The organism is Microvirga ossetica (assembly GCF_002741015.1).
In the GTDB taxonomy this organism is placed as follows: Bacteria; Pseudomonadota; Alphaproteobacteria; order Rhizobiales; family Beijerinckiaceae; genus Microvirga; species Microvirga ossetica.
Genome location: NZ_CP016618.1, coordinates 632,598 through 654,431 on the forward strand (window position 1 = coordinate 632,598; position 21,834 = coordinate 654,431).

General features: G+C 61.7%; 13 protein-coding genes and 1 pseudogene. 7 read left to right on the forward strand and 7 right to left on the reverse strand.

Annotated features, from left to right (window positions below):
• Positions 1-197: 197 nt before the first annotated feature.
• On the reverse strand, positions 198-470 hold the full coding sequence (locus tag BB934_RS37530) for a DUF2312 domain-containing protein (protein ID WP_099514799.1): 273 nt from the start codon (positions 468-470) through the stop codon (positions 198-200).
• Positions 471-928: 458 nt separating this feature from the next.
• Between BB934_RS37530 and BB934_RS37535 the strand changes: the two genes are divergently transcribed.
• The 3 genes from BB934_RS37535 (at position 929) to BB934_RS49715 (ending at position 5,303) form a co-directional block, all read left to right on the forward strand.
• Positions 929-1,759, forward strand: coding sequence for an IS5 family transposase (locus tag BB934_RS37535; protein WP_099513509.1), 831 nt, complete (start codon positions 929-931; stop codon positions 1,757-1,759).
• 356 nt (positions 1,760-2,115) lie between these two features.
• Entirely contained in the window at positions 2,116-2,298 is a 183-nt protein-coding gene (locus BB934_RS37540) for a hypothetical protein (protein WP_099514800.1), read from the forward strand.
• A gap of 1,046 nt (positions 2,299-3,344) precedes the next feature.
• Entirely contained in the window at positions 3,345-5,303 is a 1,959-nt protein-coding gene (locus BB934_RS49715; protein ID WP_099514801.1) for a PAS domain S-box protein, read from the forward strand.
• 201 nt (positions 5,304-5,504) lie between these two features.
• Here BB934_RS49715 and BB934_RS37550 read toward each other — a convergent pair whose 3' ends face one another.
• Positions 5,505-6,500, reverse strand: a complete 996-nt coding sequence (locus BB934_RS37550; RefSeq protein ID WP_099514802.1) for a phasin family protein — start codon at positions 6,498-6,500, stop codon at positions 5,505-5,507.
• Between the two features lie 849 nt (positions 6,501-7,349).
• Here BB934_RS37550 and istA point away from each other — a divergent pair.
• From istA to BB934_RS37570, 3 genes are all read left to right on the forward strand, one after another.
• Entirely contained in the window at positions 7,350-8,837 is a 1,488-nt protein-coding gene (istA, locus tag BB934_RS37560; protein WP_157933989.1) for an IS21 family transposase, read from the forward strand.
• A complete protein-coding gene (gene istB / locus BB934_RS37565; protein ID WP_099508287.1) occupies positions 8,834-9,601 on the forward strand; it encodes an IS21-like element helper ATPase IstB in 768 nt (255 codons plus the stop codon). Before istA ends, istB begins: the two co-directional genes overlap by 4 nt.
• Before the next feature lie 150 nt (positions 9,602-9,751).
• Positions 9,752-10,612, forward strand: a complete 861-nt coding sequence (locus BB934_RS37570) for an alpha-L-arabinofuranosidase C-terminal domain-containing protein (RefSeq protein WP_099514804.1) — start codon at positions 9,752-9,754, stop codon at positions 10,610-10,612.
• A 959-nt stretch (positions 10,613-11,571) separates the two neighbouring features.
• On the opposite strand, the pseudogene BB934_RS37580 reads toward BB934_RS37570, so the two are convergent.
• The 5 genes and pseudogenes from BB934_RS37580 to BB934_RS37600 all read right to left on the reverse strand — a co-directional run bounded on the left by BB934_RS37580 (position 11,572) and on the right by BB934_RS37600 (position 18,383).
• Positions 11,572-12,523 (reverse strand): annotated as a pseudogene (locus BB934_RS37580) (IS630 family transposase).
• A gap of 231 nt (positions 12,524-12,754) precedes the next feature.
• Complete coding sequence (gene paoC, locus BB934_RS37585; RefSeq protein WP_099514443.1) at positions 12,755-14,974, reverse strand: aldehyde oxidoreductase molybdenum-binding subunit PaoC; 2,220 nt, start codon at positions 14,972-14,974, stop codon at positions 12,755-12,757.
• A gap of 3 nt (positions 14,975-14,977) precedes the next feature.
• Positions 14,978-15,928, reverse strand: a complete 951-nt coding sequence (locus BB934_RS37590; RefSeq protein WP_099514444.1) for an FAD binding domain-containing protein — start codon at positions 15,926-15,928, stop codon at positions 14,978-14,980.
• Positions 15,925-16,518, reverse strand: coding sequence for an aldehyde dehydrogenase iron-sulfur subunit PaoA (gene paoA, locus BB934_RS37595; protein ID WP_237050631.1), 594 nt, complete (start codon positions 16,516-16,518; stop codon positions 15,925-15,927). The genes BB934_RS37590 and paoA overlap by 4 nt, the downstream gene beginning before the upstream one ends.
• An 839-nt stretch (positions 16,519-17,357) precedes the next feature.
• Entirely contained in the window at positions 17,358-18,383 is a 1,026-nt protein-coding gene (locus BB934_RS37600; protein ID WP_099514522.1) for an IS110 family RNA-guided transposase, read from the reverse strand.
• 1,245 nt (positions 18,384-19,628) lie between these two features.
• On the opposite strand from BB934_RS37600, the gene BB934_RS37605 reads away from it, so the two are divergent.
• Entirely contained in the window at positions 19,629-21,806 is a 2,178-nt protein-coding gene (locus BB934_RS37605) for a DNA translocase FtsK (protein WP_237050570.1), read from the forward strand.
• The last annotated feature ends 28 nt before the right edge of the window (positions 21,807-21,834 follow it).

Genomic DNA, 21,834 nt, shown 5'->3' on the forward strand with positions numbered 1-21,834 from the left:
ATCCCGGTAGCCCCGCTGCCACTTGTCCCGCGCGACCGTCTCCAAGACGGGCGAGATGCATTAGTCTGTGCAGTTGATCCAGCAAGAGAAGGAGACTCTTGCAGGCGAGCGAGCATTCTTGCAAGCCAATGCTCTATCCGGATAATAAGAAGGCCGCCGTTGGGCGGCCTTCTGCAACATTTGAGCGGGGCGTACTGTCAGGCCGCCTCGGCGACCGGCGCGGGACCGGCTTCGTCCATGGCCCGCATGTAGACGTCGAGCAGGCTCTCGTGCTCGTCGCGCTCATCCTGACCCTGCCTGCGCAGCTTGATGATCTCCTTGAGGATCTTCACGTCGAATCCCTCACCCTTGGCTTCGGAGAAGACCTCCTTCTTGGCCTCGGTCAGCTCCTTGATCTCGTTCTCGATCTGCTCGATGCGCTCCACGAACGAGCGGATCCGGTTGCCCGGAATTCCAACGACGTCACTCATGGCTTCTCCTTTTGCCGTACGGTGACAGGCACTATCTGGCAGGCGAGTAAGCGACGCGTTAATCTGGAGCAGCAGCCGCGCAGGAAGCGATCAACAGGGAATACCAGACATTGGGATCGTTCAGAAATCTTGCTGTCATGAACCCTGCGGTGAAGCGCAAGTCCACAGAGGGGAGGGGAGGCTCAGTCGCAAATTCCGGCTGCGAACGCTCTCTGCCAGCTCATGCTCATGGCAGACACTTCTCTGATAGCTTGAACGCGTCGTCGATCTCGACTCCGAGCGCCGTAACGATGCGGTTCGTCTCGGACGCCATACCGACGATGGTTACCAATTCGGCGTATTCGGCCTCAGAGGCTGGTGAGCAATTTTATTGCTCGCTTCAAGTCCTTGATTCAGGATAGATTTCACTGGAATCGGTGAGGCGGATGCGGGCTGTTTGACGGTTGAGGAGCCCCGCCATGGATGTCTGTTCCTACGCCAGCGATCTCAATGATGCCGAATGGGCGCTGCTCGCGCCCCTTGTCCCCCGCAGCCATCCAGCCGGACGGCGACAGACCTATCCGTTACGGCGCATCGTCGATGCGATCTTCTATCTGCTGCGCACCGGAGCCCAGTGGCGGCTGCTGCCGCACGAGTATCCACCCCGGTGTGCCGTCTTCTACCACTATGCCCAGTGGCGCGAGGATGGCACCTGGGAGCACGTGACCCAGGTCCTGCGCGAGAGCTACCGCCGCACGATCGGCCGCAGTCCTCAGCCGACAGCGGCGATCATCGACAGCCAATCGGTCAAGACCTCTGAGATGGGCGGACCGCGCGGCTATGATGGTGGCAAAAAGATCAAGGGCCGCAAGCGCCATCTTCTCGTTGATACGCAAGGCAATCTCCTGAAGAACAGCGTGCATCCAGCCGACATCCATGACCGCGCCGGAGCCGAGATCTTGTTGGAGGGTCTGCAGCATCTCTTCCCGGCCATCGAGCTGATGTGGGCCGACACGGCTTATCGCGGATTGAAGGATTGGCTGTGCAAAGCGCTGGGCTGGAGGCTGTCGATCCCACAACACTGGTGGGCCGGTGGCGTCTGGACGCGGATTGGCGCAGAGCCGCCGACGCGGCCGAGTGGCTTTCAGGTGCTCGCGCGCAGATGGGTTGTTGAGCGGACAATCGCCTGGTTGACCACCAACCGGCGGCTGGCGAAGGACTACGAACGTCTGGTCGAGACCGGCGAGATGCTGCTCTATCTCGCGATGAGCCGCATCCTGCTGCGCCGCCTCACGCGAAAGGAAAGATAATTGCTCACCAGCCTCTCAGTCATCCCCTGTAAATCGGCTCAGAAACGTTGACCCCCTGTCAGAACAGGCGCAACCCACTGAACATTCGAAACAAACAGCAATAACAGAGGGGTCACAGTCGGCGCCGGTCGTGACCCTCTGACTCCGAGCAAAACCGCAAGCCACTCAGAGGTTTGCGCCGAGCAAGAGACGGGTCCGGGTTCGAAGCCGAATGACACTGTATTCGAGCGCTCTTTCTTGTTGGCCAGACGTCAAACCCCAGCTTCGAGTTGTCACGGCCCCGCATCCCCCTTTTAAGGCTTGTCCTCACAGCTCCACCGCGCCATAGTAGTTAATAATAACTGAAGGGGAGTGGCATGATGTCTGATCGTGATCTCGACCTGATGAAGGCAGCCTTGGCTGAGCTTAGCAGGCTCAAAGATGCCGCGGAGCATTCAAGACATATCCTCGGGCGCCTCTATAACACCGCCTTAGAGGAATGGGCAGGACGCCTCGGGCTGGACCCGATCCAGCTCAACCAGTTCGTCCCGACGCGCTGATCTCATCGTTCTCCTACATCGTCGAACACGATCGTCAACGCAATACGGTCGAGAAAGCCTAGGCTCGTCGCTCAAGTGGGGCGGAGATCGGCTGGCATATGGCTATGGCTGTTGACGGCCGACGACGCGCTGGTTCTCTGTTTCCATCAGAGGAGCCAACTTCGCCTCGCTCCTGTGCCAGGCTTTTGCACGCTCCTCCTCGATCAGGGCGTGACATGGCCTACAGAGGGTAACGAGAGGGGAGAGGTCCCCCGCAAGGAACCCGGGGCTGATACTTCCTGTGGTGAACTTCAATCGCTCTACTTCGGCAGCAAGCACATTTTATGGCCTGCTTTGCTGAGGACCCTGCCTCGAATATCCTTTCAATCGGGTGTTCTGCGATAAGCATGGGGTCAGAACAAGAGCTGTTCTTGTTGACACGATAAGATAGAACGGATTGGCAATCTTTCCGATAAGGCTGCGGACGGACCGCGCAACGTGAAGCAAGATAATGCTCACGTCGTTCAGATACCCGTCTGAAACTATTGCACTAACCCGCATTCTCGAAGTTACTTCGACAACGACCGTCCCTCACAGGTGACACTTTGGCGAGCAGTACACTTCTCCATCATTTGCTTAGGCATTGGATGACGGCTCAAACACCAAGTTCCAAGCTGGGTTCAGCCATCGCGGGGACTTCGGTCAATATGCCGAGCCACGTTCTTGCTACGTACTAGGTTAGCGTGTGTTTGGGAGCAAATCTTGTTCCAGCCCCAGAAGAAAGTGCACTCCTCTCAAGCGGCGCTTCACAGTCAAACGCGTTGGGGCAAAAGTCATGCTACACTGGCAGGAGTCTAGTGCTCAGGCACGCCCGTTTGTCATGGCGGTACATCCCGACACAGGAATACGGCATAGGCCACGGACTGGGATCTGCTTTCGACGTGAAACGATTACCATCTTCGTCCAGCAAGGAGATCTATACTCTGGTTGCACAAGAGCCAGCGCAATATAGCCAAGATTGAGCTGGCATCAACGCGAACCGCAGGAGGCTCGGCAGGTTGAGTATCATGCAGTTTCTGACCGGTGGCGGCACCATGGGGGCCCGCATCCAAGCGTATGACTGGTCCGCCTCACCGCTTGGTCCTGTCGAGACTTGGCCGCTCTTCCACCGCATCACGCTCAGCAATATGCTCCGCTCCAAGCTGCCCACCTACTTGCTGTGGGGGCCGGAGCTGATCGCCTTCTACAATGATGCCTGTCTGCCGCTGCGCGGCATCAGGCCAGAGGCGCTCGGGCGCCCCCTACCGCAGGTCTGGGTCGAAACCTGGGATGTGGTTTCGCCGCTCGTGGCGCAGGCCCGTCGCGGTGAAGCAACCTACGTCCAGGACCTGCCGGTCGACATCATTCAGCGCAAGGGCTACCCCGAGACGACGTGGTGGAACGGCTCGTTCAGTCCCGTCATGAACGAGAGCGATCAGGTCGGGGGCGTGCTCATCATCATCCACGAGACCACCGAGCGGGTGCTCGGTGAGCAGCGGCTCCGCTTCCTGATCGATCTGAGCACGCGCCTGCGCGGCATCACCGAGGCGCGCGACGTTATGCTCACAGCGGCCGAGATGCTCGGCCGCCACCTGCGCGTGAATAGTGCCGGGTATGCAGAGGTCAGTGCGAGCGGTGAGTCGTTTACGGTCGAGCATGATTGGAGCGACGGCACGACCCCGAGCTTTGCGGGCCAGTATCGTGTCAGTGACTTCGGTCTGCTGATTGAGCGCGAGCTGAAGGCGGGGCATGCGATCCACATCAACGATGCGTTGGCGGATCCACGCACCGCAGCGGAAAAGGTTGCTGCATCCTTCACCAGAGCCGGTTACCGTGCTGTCGTGATCGTGCCGCTGATCAAAAACGACCGGCAGGTCGCAACTCTCTTTGTCCACCAAGCCGAGCCCCGTCATTGGCATGACGATGAGGTGACGCTGGTGCAGGAGGTGGCCGAGCGCACCTGGACGGCGGTCCTGCGCGCCCGCGCCGAAACTGCCCTGCGGGAAAGCGAAGAGCGCTTCCGGCAGTTCGCCGAGCACTCCACCGACGTGCTCTGGATCCAGGATGCCGACACCATGCAGATGGAATACCTCAGCCCTGCCTACGAGCGGGTCTGGGGCCGGTCTCCAGATGCTTTCAAGGATCGTAGCCAATGGGCCGAAACCGTCCATCCAGAGGACCGGGAATGCGCACTCCAGGCTACCGAGCGTGTCCTGCAGGGCGAGACCGTCGCCCATGAGTACCGCGTCGTCCGCCCCGACGGGAGCATGCGCTACGTCCACATCATCGGGTTCCCGATTCTTGACGACCATCGCAGGGTTCGGCGGATCGCCGGCATTGCCCGCGACATCACGCAACATGACGGGTCCATGGTTTATGTGGTGGATAACGACGAAGCCTCGCGCCGGGATCTGTGCCTTCGGCTTCAGCAGGCCGGGTATGAGGTGAAGGCGTTTGCCTCGGCCCAAGCCTTCCTAGAGGTGGCGCCGGTGCTCGTGCCGGGTTGTGTGGTGCTCGACACCGGTGCTCCTGAAGCAGGCGGGCTAATGATCCCGAAGGAGTTGAAAGCGCGGCGTGCGGGCCTGCCGGTGATTGTGATTGGAGAGACTCGCGGTAACTCTACTGTCGGGGTCCAGGCGATGAAGGCGGGCGCGGTGGATTTCCTGGACGTCCCCTACCGGCCGGAACAGCTGCTGGATGCTCTTGCATCGGCTCAGGCCGGGATCCGCGAGACAGCCGAACGGAATGAGACCATGGAACTCGCCAGAGCCCGGATTGCGGCGTTGCCGGTCCGGGAGCGGGCGGTGCTGGATGGACTACTGGCCGGGGGCACCAACAAGACGATAGCGCGAGACCTGGGGCTCAGCCCACGCACGGTCGAAGCGCATCGGGCCCGTATCATGGAGCGGCTGGGGGCTCAAAGCCTGCCCGAGCTGGTGCAGATTGCAGTTGGGGCAGGTCTGCAGCCCAAACCGCCAGTGCGGTGAACCGGCGCTAAGCTGAGGGCAATGAACTGTGTGGTGACGATTGCGAGATGACCATCCCTCTTCACGGCGTTGGCTTCTCTCACGTGAGGGATGGGGGTGGCGGCTTGAAGGATCAGAAAACTGACGTTCAGCCGTGGCGTCTCGGAAGGCATGTGCTCCTGGCTCGTGGCCAGGAGCACATCACCATCACGGCTATAGGGGTCAGGCCACGCGGCTAAAGCGCTGAGCTGTTTGCTGGGCCTGCACCGTCGCGCTTCTGGTCGCCTCGTCGGTCACCTGGATCGTGAGTTCCGCAATCCGGCGGCTGTTGTCGAGGGTCTGTTCCAGGTTGTCGCGAAGGAGAGAACTCTGAGCCGCCACCAGATCAGCGACCGATCGGCAGCGGGCAAGCTGGTTGAGACCATCGAGGTTGCGTTGCAGGCGCTTCTGGCTCAGTTCGAACACCTCGCGGGAGACATCCTGTAAACCACGCGCCAGAGCGGTGCCGGATTGTGTCACGGCGCGGAGGTTCTCCGATGTCTGTCCGGTTAGATCCGCAGCATTCCCGGAGGGAAGACCAAAGAGCCGTACGGCGTGTTCGGTCGAGCGCCGGGCCATCTCCGAGACGGCGCCGAAGCTGTTCTCCATGGTCTCCTGCATGGTCCGCGCCATGGTTTGAGCGCCTTCCACTCCCGCCTTCATGCTGTCCGCGACGCCTTCCGTTACGCGCTGGACCGTTTCGCCCTGCTCGCGGGCGCGCTGCGCATCGGCTCGCTTGGTCTCGTCAATGGTTGCCATCTCATCCTCCACTTTCTCAATGACTGCGTTAACTTCCTCGTCGCTCAAGACCTTGAGCACAGCGGGAAGCAGCTCCTTCTTGTCGTCGCGGATGTGCTGCTGGAACGTTCGCCTCAGCTCGGTCACTTGGCCGATGAACTCAGCAGCATTCTTCGGCATGCGCTCCAGTTCCGTCAGGAGGGCACTCGTCTCCTCGTTGTCGCGGGTAGCGTCTTGCACAAGATCCTGCATCCCGTGCTGTGTCAGGATCGGAAAGAGATGCTGCTCCTGGAGACTGGCCAGGAGTTCCAGCTCCTCCTTCAGGTTGGCCAACAGCCGCTCGCGGGTTTTGACAGCATTGTCTGAGGTGGCGAGGAGCCTCTCGAAGAGCTCATTCGCCTTGTCGGGTGGCGTTTGGTTGAATCGTCCGTTGGTTGCCATTGTCTCTCGCAATTCATCAATACGGCGCCCCTACCTATGCAGGGCGTCGGTAACAATCGGACCTGAGAACTGGTGATGCCGAGGTGACCGATCCCAGTTGGATTAACCTGTGTTAACGGCTTGGATGTGACAAGGGCACCGGTTTTCTACGTAGGGATGTTCCGCCATGACACTCTGGCGGGGCAGTGCATGCTGGTCGACAGCGGCTTGCCAAGTTTATGGAACGCCAGCCGCGGGGGAAGCACCTTGCCAGTAATTCAGGAGCCGGGCGGCGCCAAGTGCGAGTGCATTTATCACCTCTTCCGCAATAAGCAGCGGCCTCAACTCATCTGTGCCGTGGCGGCAGATCGCCCTCTGCCCGGGTTTCTACTCCCTGAGCATTGGCTGCGTGAAGGCTCGCTTGGTCCTTCCGACTCCGCGCCGCCGGGTTTCCGTGAGCGGGCTGCTGTCACCGGGATACGATTGAACGGCTTTTACCTGTTCCACAGACTGCATACGGGGCGTGAGCTTGGCCAGGCCCTCAACACAACCAGGAACAGAGCTGCATGACAGAGGAGGAAGTGGACGTCGTCGCTGAGGAACTGGCGAAGATGGGCGGGACAGCCTGGTATCCGGGACGCCAACAGGGGTCTCTTCTGAGGGCTGGGGTCAGCGCAAAATCTGCTCCTGACTGAGCGCTAAGGCAGAACGGATCGGCAACCCTTTCGGCGAAGCGCGACATTCGACTCTGAGAACGGCGGTGCAAAATTTGACCACGGTAGCGGCGGGATAGACCCGCTGCGGGCGGCGTAAAAGTCGTCCACCTATTCCCTTTCTGCCGGTTGCAGGGAGGGCTGGGGGATTTTCACCGTGGAACTTTACCGGAAGGTTCGGCTGGCGTGCTCTGAAGGCATGAGCCAGCGCGAGGCGGCGAAGCATTTCAACATATCGCGCGACAGCGTTCGCAAGATGATGGCCTATGCGGAGCCGCCCGGCTATCGGCGTCATGCTCCTGTCCGGCGCCCGAAGCTGGAAACGTTCGTCCCGATCATCGATGCCTGGCTGGAGGGCGATCGGTCGGTTCACCGCAAGCAACGCCATACGGCGAAGCGGGTGTTTGACCGGCTCCGGGAGGAGCATGGGTTCACCGGCGGCTATACGACGATCAAAGACTACATCCGCGAGCGCGAGCGGCGATGCCAGGAGATGTTTGTGCCGCTGTCGCACCCACCCGGCCATGCGCAGGCCGACTTCGGGGAGGCGGTGGTCGTGATCGGCGGGGTGGAGCAGAAAGCGCATTTCTTCGTGCTTGATCTTCCGCACAGCGATGCGTGTTTCGTCCGGGCCTATCCCGCGGCTGTGTCTGAGGCCTGGGTGGACGGCCACATCCAGGCCTTTGCCTTCTTCGGTGCGGTGCCGCAGTCGGTGCTCTATGACAATGACCGCTGCCTGGTGGCAAAGATCCTGCCGGACGGGACGCGCAAGCGGGCGGCGTTGTTCAGTGGTTTCCTGTCGCACTACGTGATCCGGGATCGCTACGGTCGTCCGGGCAAGGGGAACGACAAAGGGAATGTGGAGGGCCTCGTCGGTTATTCCCGTCGCAACTTCATGGTGCCAATCCCGAACTTCCCGAGCTGGGAGACCTTCAACACCTGGCTGGAGGGGCAATGTCGCAAGCGGCAGGATGACAAGCTGCGGGGGCCGGCCGAGACGATCGGCCAGCGCCTGCAGCGGGATACCGCGGCCATGCGTCCCCTGCCGGCCTCGCCATTTGAGGCCTGCGATCAGGCCAGCGGGCGCGTCTCATCGCAGTCGCTCGTGCGCTACAAGACCAACGACTACTCGGTGCCCGTGGCCTGGGGCCATCAGGATGTCTGGATCCGGGGCTATGTCGACGAGGTGGTGATCGGCTGCCGCAGCGAGGTCATTGCGCGCCATCCCCGCAGCTACGAGCGGGAAGAGGTGATCTTTAATCCGCTACATTACCTCCCGTTGATCGAGAACAAGATCAACGCACTCGATCAGGCCGCTCCTTTGCAGGGATGGGACCTGCCCGAGGAGTTCGCGACCTTGCGCGGCTTGATGGAAGTCCGCATGAACAAGCAGGGCCGGCGCGAATATGTGCAGGTGCTGCGGCTGCTGGAACTCTTCAATCTCCCGGATCTCCATGCTGCGGTGAAGCAGGCCCTGCAGATGGGGGCGATCGGCTTCGATGCGGTCAAGCATCTGGTCCTGTGCCGGGTGGAGCGCAGACCGCCGCGGCTGGACCTCGATGTTTACCCCTATCTGCCGAAAGCCAGGGTCGAGAAGACATCGGCGGCGGCCTATATGTGCCTGATCTCGGAGGATGCCGCATGAGCGCTGAAGCTCCCGAGATTTTGCTCGCCCACCACCTCAAGGCGCTCAAACTGCCCACATTCCTGCGCGAGCACCAGAAGCTGGCCCGCCAATGCGCCACCGAGGGGCTTGACCATGTCCGCTTCTTGGCCCGGCTCGTGGAGATGGAGCTGATCGACCGCGAGCGGCGGATGGTCGAGCGGCGCATCAAGACCGCGAAGTTCCCGGCCGTCAAAAGCCTCGACAGCTTCGACTTCGCCGCCATCCCGAGACTGAACAAGATGCAGGTCCTAGAGCTGGCGCGTGGCGAGTGGATCGAGCGGCGCGAGAATGTCATTGCCCTCGGCCCCTCCGGCACCGGCAAGACCCATATCGCCCTGGGGCTCGGGCTGGCCGCCTGCCAAAGGGGACTGTCCGTCGGCTTCACCACAGCCTCTGCCCTGGTCAGCGAGATGATGGAGGCCCGTGACGAGCGCCGCCTGCTTCGTCTCCAGAGGCAGATGGCCGGATACAAGCTGCTGATCATCGACGAACTGGGCTTCGTGCCCCTCTCGAAGACCGGGGCGGAGCTGCTGTTCGAGCTGATCTCGCGACGCTACGAACGCGGCGCCACCCTCATAACCAGCAATCTGCCCTTTGACGAATGGACCGAGACCCTTGGCTCAGAACGCCTTACGGGCGCACTTCTCGACCGACTGACCCACCATGTCAGCATCCTCGAGATGAACGGCGAGAGCTACCGTCTTGCTCATAGCCGATCGCGCAAACGGCAAACATCGTCCTGAAATCAACCCGATGACAATTGGCCCAGGGGGCCAATGCGCCATGGCACGCGCCAGCTATGTGGTCAGCGCGCCCGCCACTGGCCCAGTTTTGCGCCGCCCCGTGGTCGACTTTTGAACCGCCGTTGACAATACAGAACGTTTGCTGAGACCATGCGGTCTGCTGACAGCTCAATCCAGCTTATCGGTTGGGGAGATCAGGAGCGCAACAGCGACAAGTGGTGGGCCGAGGATCTTCTGCGCGAATCTGGAGACCTTGTTGACTTGGTGGCGCTTCACATGATGCACCAGAAGCCAGACAATCCAAATACGGTTTTAAGAGGACGTGAGTATCGGAAAGATTATCATGCAAGCTGGGCTGAGCTTTGTACGATGTATGATAAGGTTGACCGTAAACTCACCGAAGCTCGGAGCGTGATCCAATCAATAGACGCTTCGAAACGAGTGGCAATCACGGAGGGGCACCTCTCCCTCCAGCCACATAATAAATGTGAAATCCTTCGCGAATGGATTTCAGCTCTCTACCACGCTAGAGTGCTGAACCTTTATGAACGCAACGCAGACTTCGTTGATATCGCGACGTTGGCTGATTTCGAGGGGGTATCCTGGTTGGTCAATGCGGTGATGCTTGGCTCCCCCCGAGAGACCCCGTATCTGCTTCCGGTCGGACACGTGATGCGGCTTTTCAGAAAGTACGGCGGCGACGCCGCAGTCAATGTCACAAGTGAGGGATCAACACTGGATGTAACAGCGAGCCGACGCGGTCAAACTCTTTATTTGCATGTCGTCAACACTGACCTGCAAAGTGCGACAAATGCCGAGCTTTCTGTGACCGGGATCACCCCTAGCTCTGCCTTGGCTCATCAAATTGCACCTAATGATCTGTCGACTGCAATCGATACCACTGCTCTGAATGTGTTTGACGTCGAGAATTGTTCGGTGCCTGTCGGGAATGGAACGATTGTTTGGTGTTTCCCAAAGGCATCGGTAACAGCGCTCGAAGTCCAGCTTTGAGTTGCATGGGAGTGGTGAATCCGGAAGAGATGGGAAGTCACTCACCCTATCCTATAAGGCATCGTCCAGTTGGCGGCTCAAGGAGCCGTCTCTCTCGGGCCAAGGAGAGCATGAGGTTTTGTTTTGGGGTGAACGGCCCCCTTACGGCATCGCTGTGCCAGAATGAGGTCGTGGGGGGCTCAAACACAGGAGACCGCCCGTGGACCAGATTATCCGCATCGGCATGGATACGTCAGTGCGCCGGGAGACCGGCAAGGAGTAGATGGAGAAAATCCATTACGATAAAGGGCCAGCAGCCCATATCGGCCCCAAGCCGTGCGCAGGCCTCCGCTAGGATGTCGGCGAAGCGTCGGTAGGGGAGCGTGCAGGCCAGCCATTGAGCCGCGAAAGTCCAAAGTCCCGGGTGCCGACGGCGTTGACGTTCCGGAAGGCAACACGGCTGAGCGCGTTACGTGAGCGCTCAGCCGACCCGGCGTGGTCTGAGGCCCTGGCATGCACGCAAGCTCCTTGTACGGGAACCGGGAGATTTCTGGATTGGCCACCCAACCCGCCCTCCGGGTGGATGGTCCGCAGTGGGAAGGCGAGGAGCCGTAGCCGCCGATGAACGATCCAGAGAAGTCTGACTTCGGCATAGTAGCTGTGAAGCCGACGACACAGCCGGGCGACCGGTGGCGGAGTTGGGGGAGCCAAGGCCGGGGACCAAGGGGAACGCGCAACAGCAACGCATGCACCGGACACAGGGCCGGGATCGCATGTCCCAGTCGCTGGATCACGTACGGAAAGCCGCAAGGCTGAGGAAGAAGGACAGGTTCACCGCGCTCTTCCACCATATCACTGTCGACGCACTCAGGACGGCGTTCTACGCGCTCAGGCGCAAGGCCGCTCCGGGGTGGATGGCATGACATGGCAGGACTACGAGGCAGAGCTTGAGCCTCGGCGAGGACTAGAGCATCGGCTGTTCAGACGAATCCATAACCTGCGGCAGTGAAGTAGTTGCGGCATTCCTCAGCTTCGACCCCATCACAGATGTCCCCGATGGCCCGCCAGAGCGCGTCAAAGGTGCGGGCTTCGGCTTTGCGCAGATGTGCTTTGATCTTGGCGAAGAGTTGCTCAATTGGGTTCAAATCGGGCGAATAAGCAGGCAGGAACAGGAACCAGGCGCCGCGTTGCTTCAGACACTGCGCCGCCGTCTCGCTCTTGTGCGCCGGCAGGTTGTCGAGGATCACCACGTCGCCCTTGGACAGCGTCGGAGCAAGCTGGGTCTCCACATAAGTCTCAAAGATCTGACGGGTCATCGGCCCATCGATCACCCAAGGCGCCGTCAGACCACAGTAGCGCAGCCCGGCGACAAAGGTCTGGGTCAGCCAGTGGCCGAATGGTGCCCTTGCATACAGACGCTGCCCTTTGAGGCAGCGGCCGCGCAGGCGCGTCATCTTGGTGGATGTGCCGGTCTCATCGAGAAACACGAGCCGGTGCGGCTCCTGGCGCATGCGCGGCTGGCGTTTTGTGTGCCAATGCTCGCGGGCCTGGCGCACGTCGGAGCGTTCTTGTTCGCTGGCCCGCAAAGTTTTTTTTGACGCTATAGCCGTGGCGGATGTACCAGCGCGCGATGGACGCCGGCGTGATCTTGGTGCCCAAGGCCAGCAGTTCGGCCGCGAGCTGGGGCATGGTGATGTCGTTCCTCTCGGCGACGCGACGGATCAGAAACTCGCGATGCGGGTCGAGCTTGGAGTAGCGCCAGCCGCCCTCTGGTTTGGGCGCCAGGCTGCCGGTGGCCCGATACGCCGCCATGAGCCGCACCACAAACGCGACCGACACCTCAAAATGGCGCGCGGCCTCATGGCAGGAATGCCCCGCCTCAACAAAGCGCACCACCCGTTGCCGCAGATCCAGCGAGTAGGACTTGGTCATCGCTCATCTCCTCTAAAGAGGGCCGAGATAAGGGAATCACAAAGCCGTCACGCCGCATAGCCTCCGATTCAATCAGAACAGCCGATGCTCTAGGTCCTGTGCAAGAAGACGTAAAGGCCACGGCAAGTGCCCTGATGATACCCGCCCCGACCAGTTTCGTAGGATCAGCGACAGCTCTGTCTGCAATGGCGCGCAGCCCACTAAATCGGCAGCCAGGGCGCGAGGGGCGTCTCAGACGGCCTCCGGCAGGCGGTCGATGAGCTTGTCGAGCGTGAGCGGATAGTCGCGGATGCGAACGCCGGTGGCATTGTAGACCGCGTTCGCGACCGCCGCTCCGACGCCGCAGATGCCGAGCTCGGCCACGCCCTTGGCCTTCATGGGCGAGGACATTGGGTCGACCTCGTCGAGAAAGACGACTTCCTGGTGCGGGATGTCAGCATGGACCGGCACCTCATAGCCCGCAAGGTCGTGGTTGACGAAGAAACCTCGCCGCTTGTCCACGGCCAGTTCCTCCATCAAAGCCGCCCCGACTCCCATCGTCATCGCACCGATCACCTGGCTCCTCGCGGATTTGGGATTGAGGATGCGCCCAGCCGCGCACACGGCGAGCATCCGCCGAACCCGAACCTCGCCGGTCGCTGCGTCAACCCCGACTTCGACGAAGTGGGCCGCGAAGGTCGATTGCTGGTGCGTTTTGGCGAGATCGCCGTACTCGATGAAGTCTTCCACGACAAGCTCACCCGCGCTCGCGGCCTCGGCAAGCGGTACGCTGCGGTTGCCCGATCGCACGTCGCCGTCCGAGAATACGGCGTCGGCGGCGTTGAAGCCGAGTTGCTGCGCGACGGCTTCGCGCAGTTTGACACAGGCAGCGTAGACCCCGGCGGTCGAGTTGTTCGCCCCCCACTGACCGCCGGAGCCGGCGGAGACCGGAAAGGCGGAGTCGCCAAGCCGCACGGCCACCTTGTCCAAGGCTACCCCCATCATCTCGGCCGCGGTCTGGGCGATGATGGTGTAGGAGCCCGTTCCGATATCGGTCATGTCGGTTTCAACCGTGACCACTCCTTGACGGTTAAGCCGGACCCGCGCCGCGGACTTTGTCAGGAGGTTGTTGCGGAAGCCCGCCGCCACGCCCGCTCCGACGAGCCAGCGTTCGTCCCGCACCTGGGCAGGCTGGGGATTGCGCTTGTCCCAACCGAAGCGCTCGGCACCGAGTCGAAGACAGCCGACGAGATCGCGATGGGAGAAGCGGCGGTCGGACTTCTCTGGATCGACCTGGGTGTCGTTCAGGATCCGAAAGTCGACCGGATCCAGGCCGAGCTTCTCCGCCATCTCGTCCATGGCGACCTCAAGCGCCATCATGCCGGGTGCCTCGCCCGGTGCGCGCATCGCGTTGCCTTCCGGAAGGTCGAGCGGAGCCAGCCGCATGGCCATCAGGCGGTTTGCGCCCGCGTAGAGGAGCCTCGTTTGGGACACCGCCGTCTCGGGCTTGCCCTCCGCCAGATTGCCGGAGGTGCTCTCGTGCGCGATGGCTGTGATCGTGCCGTCACGGTTCGCGCCAATGCGGATGCGCTGGATCGTGGCAGGCCGATGGGTGGTATTGTTGGCGACGAGCGGGCGACTCAGTGCCAACTTGACGGGTCTGCGCGCCGCCTTGGCAGCGAGCGCTGCCAGCACGGCATCGGCCCGGATGAACAGCTTTGCTCCGAAGCCACCGCCGATATAAGGCGAGTCGAGGCGAACGTTCTCTGCCGGAATACCGAGGATTTTGGCAATGCTGCCTTTGCCCCAAGCAATCATCTGGTTTGATGTCCAGAGCGTCAGCCGATCGCCATCCCATGCCGCGATCGTGGCGTGCGGCTCCATCATGGCGTGGCTCTCATCGGGCGTCGTGTAAGTCTCGTCGAGTTTCACCGGCGCGGCCGCGAACGCACCCTCGAAGTCGCCGACGCGGGCCTCTGGAGGTCCGCTGCTGCCTTCCCCGCTATCGTCGCCAATGAGCGGGGCGTTCGGCGCCTCGGCGGCGAGATCGAACTTCCCCGCCTCGGGCTGGTAGTCGACGCGGATCAGGTAGGCCGCGGCCCGGGCCTGCTCGAAGGTCTCCGCGACCACCACGGCGATCGCTTGGTGGTAATGCTGAATGACCGGTCCGCCGAACAGGTAAGCGGCATTCATCATGCCGCGCTCCAATCGGGGCATGTCGAGCGTCGTGACGATCGTCAGAACGCCTGGCGCCGTCTTGGCCTCCTCCAGGTGCATGGCAACGATGCGGCCTTTAGCGATCCCGGAGCCCAGCACGAAGCCATAAGCCTGGTCTGGCACAACGTCGTGCCGCTCGTAGGCGTAGGGCGCGGTGCCGGTTGTCTTGTAGCGTCCATCGATCCGGTCGGTGGGTCGGCCAACAACCTTGAGCTGGTCAATCGGATTGGTACTGGCGGGAGTGTCGAACCGCATGTCTCAGCTCCTCGCTTCGGAGATCACCGCGCCGAGCGTGCGCTCGACAAGCGCTACCTTGAACGCGTTGTCGTGGGTCGGCTTGGCACCGGCGAGCAGCTGTTCCGTGACCGCCCTGGGGCCGCGCGGCAGAGCGGCTTCCGCCGCTTCGACCCGCCACGGCTTGTGCGCCACGCCGCCCACAGCCACACGTCCTGAGCCGTCCCGCTGAATGACAGCCGCCACAGACACCAGAGCGAAGGCGTAAGACGCGCGGTCGCGCACCTTGCGATAGATCTGCCGGCCGCCGATGGGCGGGGGCAAGGTCGCGGCGGTGATGAGCTCACCGGGCTCCAGCGTCGTCTCCACGTGGGGCGTGTCGCCGGGCAGGCGGTGAAACTCAGCAATCGGGATCGTCCTGGTCGCGCCGTCGGCCCGCACGGTCTCGACCGTCGCGTCGAGCACGCGCATGGCGACCGCCATGTCGCTCGGGTTGGTGGCGATGCAGGCATCACTCACCCCGATGATGCCGAGCTGCCGGCTGAACCCGTCTAGGGCCGAGCAGCCGCTGCCGGGCCGCCGTTTGTTGCAAGGCTGAGCGGTGTCGTAGAAGTAGGGGCAGCGGGTGCGCTGGAGAAAGTTTCCCGCCGTCGTTGCCCGGTTGCGCAACTGGCCGGACGCCCCCGCGAGCAGCGCCCGTGACAGGACACCGTAGTCGCGCCGAACGCGCTCGTTGGCAGCGAGGTCGGTGTTACGGACAAGTGCGCCGATCCGAAGCCCACCTTCCGGGCTCGGCTCGATGGTGTCGAGCTTCAGCCCGTTCACGTCGACGAGGTGGGTGGGTGTCTCGATCTGCAACTTCATCAGGTCGAGCAGATTTGTGCCACCCGCGATGAACTTCGCGCCAGGCGTGCGGGCGACGGCGGCGGCTGCCTCAGCAGGCGTGTTTGCGCGTTCAAAGGTGAAAGCTCTCATCCCTGCCTCTCCGCGACCTCGGTCATGGCCTCGACGATGTTGGAGTAAGCGCCGCAGCGGCAGATGTTGCCACTCATCCGCTCGCGGATCTCGGCCTCGCTGAGCTGCGCTGGAGCTGTGAGGTCGGCCGTGACATGGCTCGGGATCCCGGCCTTGATCTCGTCCAACACCGCCACACCCGAGCAGATCTGTCCGGGCGTGCAGTAGCCGCACTGATAGCCGTCATGCTTGATGAACGCCGCCTGCATGGGATGCAGGTCGTCCGGCGTGCCGAGCCCCTCGATCGAGGTCACCGCGCCGCCCTGGTGCATCACGGCAAGAGTGAGGCAAGAATTGATCCGCCGCCCGTCGACCACAACCGTGCAAGCGCCACACTGGCCGTGATCGCAGCCCTTCTTGGTGCCGGTGAGATGCAAGTGCTCTCGCAGAGCGTCGAGGAGCGTTGTGCGGGTGTCGAGCTCGAGCGTGCGAACCTGCCCGTTCACGTTGAACGAAACCTGTGTCATCACAGGCGTCCCGACCGGGGCGGGTTGTGCTTTCACCGAAAGCGGCGCCGTCGCGAGCGCCGCACAGGCTCCAGCTCCGACCATCACCTCGCGCCGGTTCACATTCTGCTCGCCAAGATCCGACATATTGGCCTCCTCCCCCTGTTGACTGCGAGGGCTGGTTCCGCTCTGCCACAGCCCGACCTTGGCCTCGCTCGCCAGAGGCGCGGCCGGCATTGGTCTTCAGGCGACAACAGCCTCTCGCCTATAGTGGTTCCAACCTAGTTGAGGGATTAAGGGGCCTCCATGACATAGCCTTATACTCAACATTCATGAAGGCAACGTAGGGGCATCGCAAGATGTGTACCTGATTGTACGGCAAAACGTTCGTAGCAAGAACGTGTCCATCCAAGCTGATTGCTATCACTTCTCAAATCTTTTTTCGGCTTGGTGCAAGGGCGTTGCGAAGCGTACAGGGGTGGTGCGTAGTGATGAGAAAGACACCACCTCTGAATGTATCGTCAGGAAGACTTACCCTGCTAATCCAGGCGCATCGCATTAGCGCAGAAACAGCCATGTGTTAGCAGATGATCGTGAGCTTTCATCTGCCGGAACAGAAAGCATCGGATCTCTTTCGGCAAGAACGTTGCCAACCCGTTCTGCCTTAGCGTGTCAATGGGAACATGTGTAGACGCCCCTGGTAACGCAAGAAGAATCTTCGGGTTTGGTGCAGCGCGCGGGTCGGATGCGGACATGTGTGCGGCCTTTGATGCGGCTCACATGCCGCGGGCCCGAATGGGAGTACGCGGATCAGGCCCCAATCAGATCTACGCGCTCGAAGCGCTTGTGCCTAAGCTGGTTTGTCTGATCCCGTCTCGTTGACCGTTGCGCCATTCCTCTCCTTCGACCTTCCTACGCCCCAACAGCCTCACACCTGCGAATGCTCACGCACCCACAGCCGGAGCCCGATACACCTCACCTCTTGCCAGCAGAGCCCATACAATCCGGGCCATCTTGTTGGCGAGCGCCACACGCACCAGCATCGGTGGCTTGCGCGCCAGCATGCGCGAGAGCCACGACCCAGCGGGAACTCCGTTGCGGGCGGCTCCAAGCAAGACGCTGTTGGCCCCGATGATGAGCAGGCGGCGCAGCGTGCGTTCGCCCATCTTCGAGGTCGCCCCCAGCTTCTGCTTGCCACCAGTCGAATGCTGCAGCGGTGTGAGCCCGACCCAGGCGGCAAAGTCCCGGCCGCGTTTGAATGTCTCAGCCGGAGGGGCCAGCGCCGCCAGAGCCACGGCGGTGACCGGGCCGACACCCGGGATCGTCATCAGCCGCCGCGCCGTCTCATCCTCCTTGGCCCGCTGGGCGACCTCACGATCCAACCGGGCGATCTGCTCGTCCAGCCGATGGAGCGTCTCGATCAGCATCTGGAGGATCGGTCGGGCGAGCTCCGGGACCGGTTCGTCCGAGTTCTCGACAGCCTGCGCGAGTTTCGAAACGTGAGCTGGTCCTTTGGCGACCACGATCCCGAACTCGGCCAAGTGCCCCCGTAGGGCATTGATGATCTGGGTGCGCTGCTTGACCAAGAGATCGCGGGCGCGGAACACGAGGGCTGAGGCTTGAGCCCCGTCACTCTTGGGCGCCACGAAACGCATGGTCGGACGCTGGGCGGCCTCGCAGATCGCCTCGGCATCCGCCGCATCATTCTTCTGCCGCTTGACGAAAGGCTTCACGTAAGCGGGTGGGATCAGCCGGACGGCATGCCCGAGCCGGCTGATCTCGCGCGCCCAGTGGTGCGAGCTGGCGCAGGCCTCCATCGCCACCGTGCAGGGTGGCTGGGACGAGAAGAACGCGAGGACCTGGTGCCGCCGCAGCTTCTTGCGGAACAGAACCGCTCCCGATGCATCGGCTCCGTGAGCCTGGAACACGCTTTTCGCCAGATCCAGACCAATCGTGCTAACTTCTCCCATGGACGCCTCCCTTGAGTGGTGCAATCAACACCTCCACTCTGGCACATCAAGGCCGCTGGGGGGGCGTCTACCCCATCAGATCTTGCGCTGATCCCGTTTTTGGCCAGGATCCCCGGGACGTGAAGTTTGCACCCGGCACCATCACCGTCACCACGACTGTTCCGAAGCCTAACGACCCGCATTGCTGCCCGACCGGCATCAGGACCTATTCCATCGCTATCAAATAGGCGGCCTGTTCCATGGAGGAGATGACGCGGCTCCAGGAAGGGAAGCCGGTCTCGGCAATGCGCTAAGCTCCGTCCCATGAGCCCACCTTTCGGGACAGATTTCCTTTTGGGCTGGAGCCCCTCATATTCTGCGGTTGGAGGCCTACCCGATGATGCTCTTCGAACGGATAGTGCCGGCGCTCGATCAGGAACACATCTTGCGCTGCCCCCATGATGCTCGAAACCAGATGCGGATACGCCGAAATTTCGCTTCGCGTTTATCCGCCCATAGCACGCACCCACCCCCATCCACGTCTCGCCTCTAACCCTCCCTTTACCTGTCGCGCCTAAACCATTGGGGATCCTTAACCGCGTCTAACACGCGGCATCCAGGTGCCCAGAGACCATGCGACCGACCTCGAAACCTCCGTTTTGTCCGCCGCGCCGCCCTCTTGCGCCTGATCATCAGGATCATGGCGCCACCAATCTCTCCTGGACCACGCCCTGGGCGGCCGCCGGCCTGCCGGAACCGGGTTGGTGGAAGGCGTTCGTGGTCGACACGAACCTCGTTTTGACCCGCACGCCCAATCATCCGGGCCGAAAATCACAACAAAAACCAGAACCGAAAGAAACTCATTTGAACCGCACCAGATCGATTTCCGAGCGCCGCCCTTCCGTTTCCTCAAAACGTCCAGCATCACCCTCGGTTGAGCAGCTTCTGTCGACGCCGCAGCCCCAATCTGCTCCTGTTGTGCACAGCCAGCTTGCCCAGATCGAGGCGGAGTTCGGAGGTGAGCCAGAGGAAAGCACCGAGCCGAGCCTGGTTCCCGAAACAGGGACCACAACGGGTGCAGAGGCTGTCGAAACGGCGCCTCCACCAGAGGCTCTTCAACCGGTCGAGACAGACGTGACAGCATCCCCGCGCGAGGACGCCATGATCTCTGAAGGAGGGCCTCAGCTTTTTCAGAACGCCTCTTGGGTTGCGCCGGTAACTGCAACATTTGCGTGGCCGGCAAGTACTGTCTTCGTCCGGCCGTTCATGTTGGGCGACACCTTCGCGCCGATCATGCCGAATGCCATGGCCGACGATGATACCGGCTCGGGTCCTGCAGTGGAGGCGGCCGGTCGCACTGAAGACATTGAAGATGCGGAGTTCTTCGAGCCGAACGATCTCTCGACCGAGGCAGAGACTGCTCCAGCTCCAGGGGTCGACATCGAGGAGGCTGATCTCGACCTGGGATATCTGGCCCTCTATGCAGATGAGCCTCGCTTGGTCGCCAAGCCTGATTCCAAACCTACGTCCACTTTCGGTGAAGTCCTGAGCGCACCTGCGCCAGTCAATGCTGAAGAGGTTAGTCCGAGGGCCGTCATTGCGACTGAGGGCGCCCAAACTCCTGATCTGATCGTTAGTGTCCCGGCACCTGAGGATGACCAGAACGAGGACATGGGGCTGCCGTCTTGCATAGACAATTCAATTGAGGCCTCGTTTACGGACACGGAGGCCCTCTTAAACTCGAGTAACTTGGATCTGAGCCGCATCATCGAGACGGACACGACCGAAATAGACGATGAGGCCCATCCGGAGACACCGAATGAACTGGGTGTCGCACCTGATGCGGAATCCGAGGCTCGTCTTCCCTCGGCAGAAATCATTGTGCTTCCCAGGCCTGTGGCACATCGGGAGGTCATCCATGCTTATGAGTTCCCTCTTGTCGACTATCTGGCTGAGGCCCCCGAGCGGGAAGGTGAGATCCTGACCGAGGACATTCTCGAAGAGGCAGCAGGCCGGCTGGAGAAGGTCATCCGTGACTTCGGCGTCAGGGGCGAGATAATCCACGTCCATCCGGGTCCGGTGGTCACGCTTTACGAGTTCGAACCTGCTCCCGGCATCAAGTCCTCGCGGGTGATCGCACTGACCGAGGATATCGCCCGCTCCATGAGCGCGGTTTCCGCCCGTGTCGCGGTCATCCCGGGCCGCAATGCCATCGGCGTCGAGCTGCCGAACGAGACCCGCGAGACCGTTTACCTGCGCGAGATCCTGGAGTCAGAGGCATTCACAGGCTCGACACAAAAAATGCCCTTGTGCCTGGGCAAGACGATCGGCGGCGAGCCGGTGATCGGCGATCTCGCCCGCATGCCGCACCTCCTGGTCGCCGGCACCACCGGGTCGGGCAAGTCGGTGGCGATCAACACCATGATCCTGTCCTTGCTGTATCGCTTCACGCCTGAGCAGTGCCGGCTGATCATGGTCGATCCCAAGATGCTCGAGCTCTCCGTCTATGACGGCATCCCGCATCTGCTCACGCCCGTGGTCACCGACCCGAAGAAGGCGATCATTGCCTTGCGATGGGCGGTGCGCGAGATGGAAGATCGCTATAAGAAGATGGCGAAGCTTGGAGTCCGCAACATCGACGGGTTCAATGCCCGGGTCTCCGAGGCGCGCGAGAAGGGGGAAGTCATCACGCGAACGGTTCAGACGAGCTTCGATAAGGAGACCGGCGAGCTGACGTACACGGAAGAGGTCATGGACCTCACGTCGCTGCCGTACATCGTGGTGATCGTCGACGAGATGGCCGACCTGATGATGGTGGCCGGCAAGGAGATCGAGGGCGCGATCCAGCGCCTGGCCCAGATGGCCCGCGCCGCCGGCATCCATGTCATCCTGGCCACGCAGCGGCCTTCCGTGGACGTGATCACCGGCACGATCAAGGCGAACTTCCCGACAAGGATCTCGTTCCAGGTCACCTCGAAGATCGACAGCCGCACGATCCTGGGCGAGATGGGCGCCGAGCAGCTCTTGGGCCAGGGCGACATGCTCTACATGGCCGGCGGCGGGCGCATCGCTCGCGTGCATGGCCCCTTCGTTTCGGACACCGAAGTCGAACGAGTGGTGGCGCATCTGAAACGGCAAGCCAAGCCCGTTTATCTCGAGGCCGTTACGGCTGAGGACGAGGAAGAGCAGGAGCCGGAGGAGACGCCAATCTTCGACGAGAGCGAGATGGGGTTGGGATCGGGCGAGCTGTTCGATCAGGCGGTCTCCATCGTGCTGCGGCACAAGAAGGCGTCAACCTCTTACATCCAGCGGCGGCTGCAGATCGGGTACAACCGGGCCGCCTCGATCATGGAACGAATGGAAAAGGAGGGCATCGTCGGGCCGGCGAACCACGCCGGCAAGCGCGAGATCCTCATCGGAACGGGTGGAGTAGACGAGGACTGAGACTGGCAGCCGGCCGGACTGGCACACG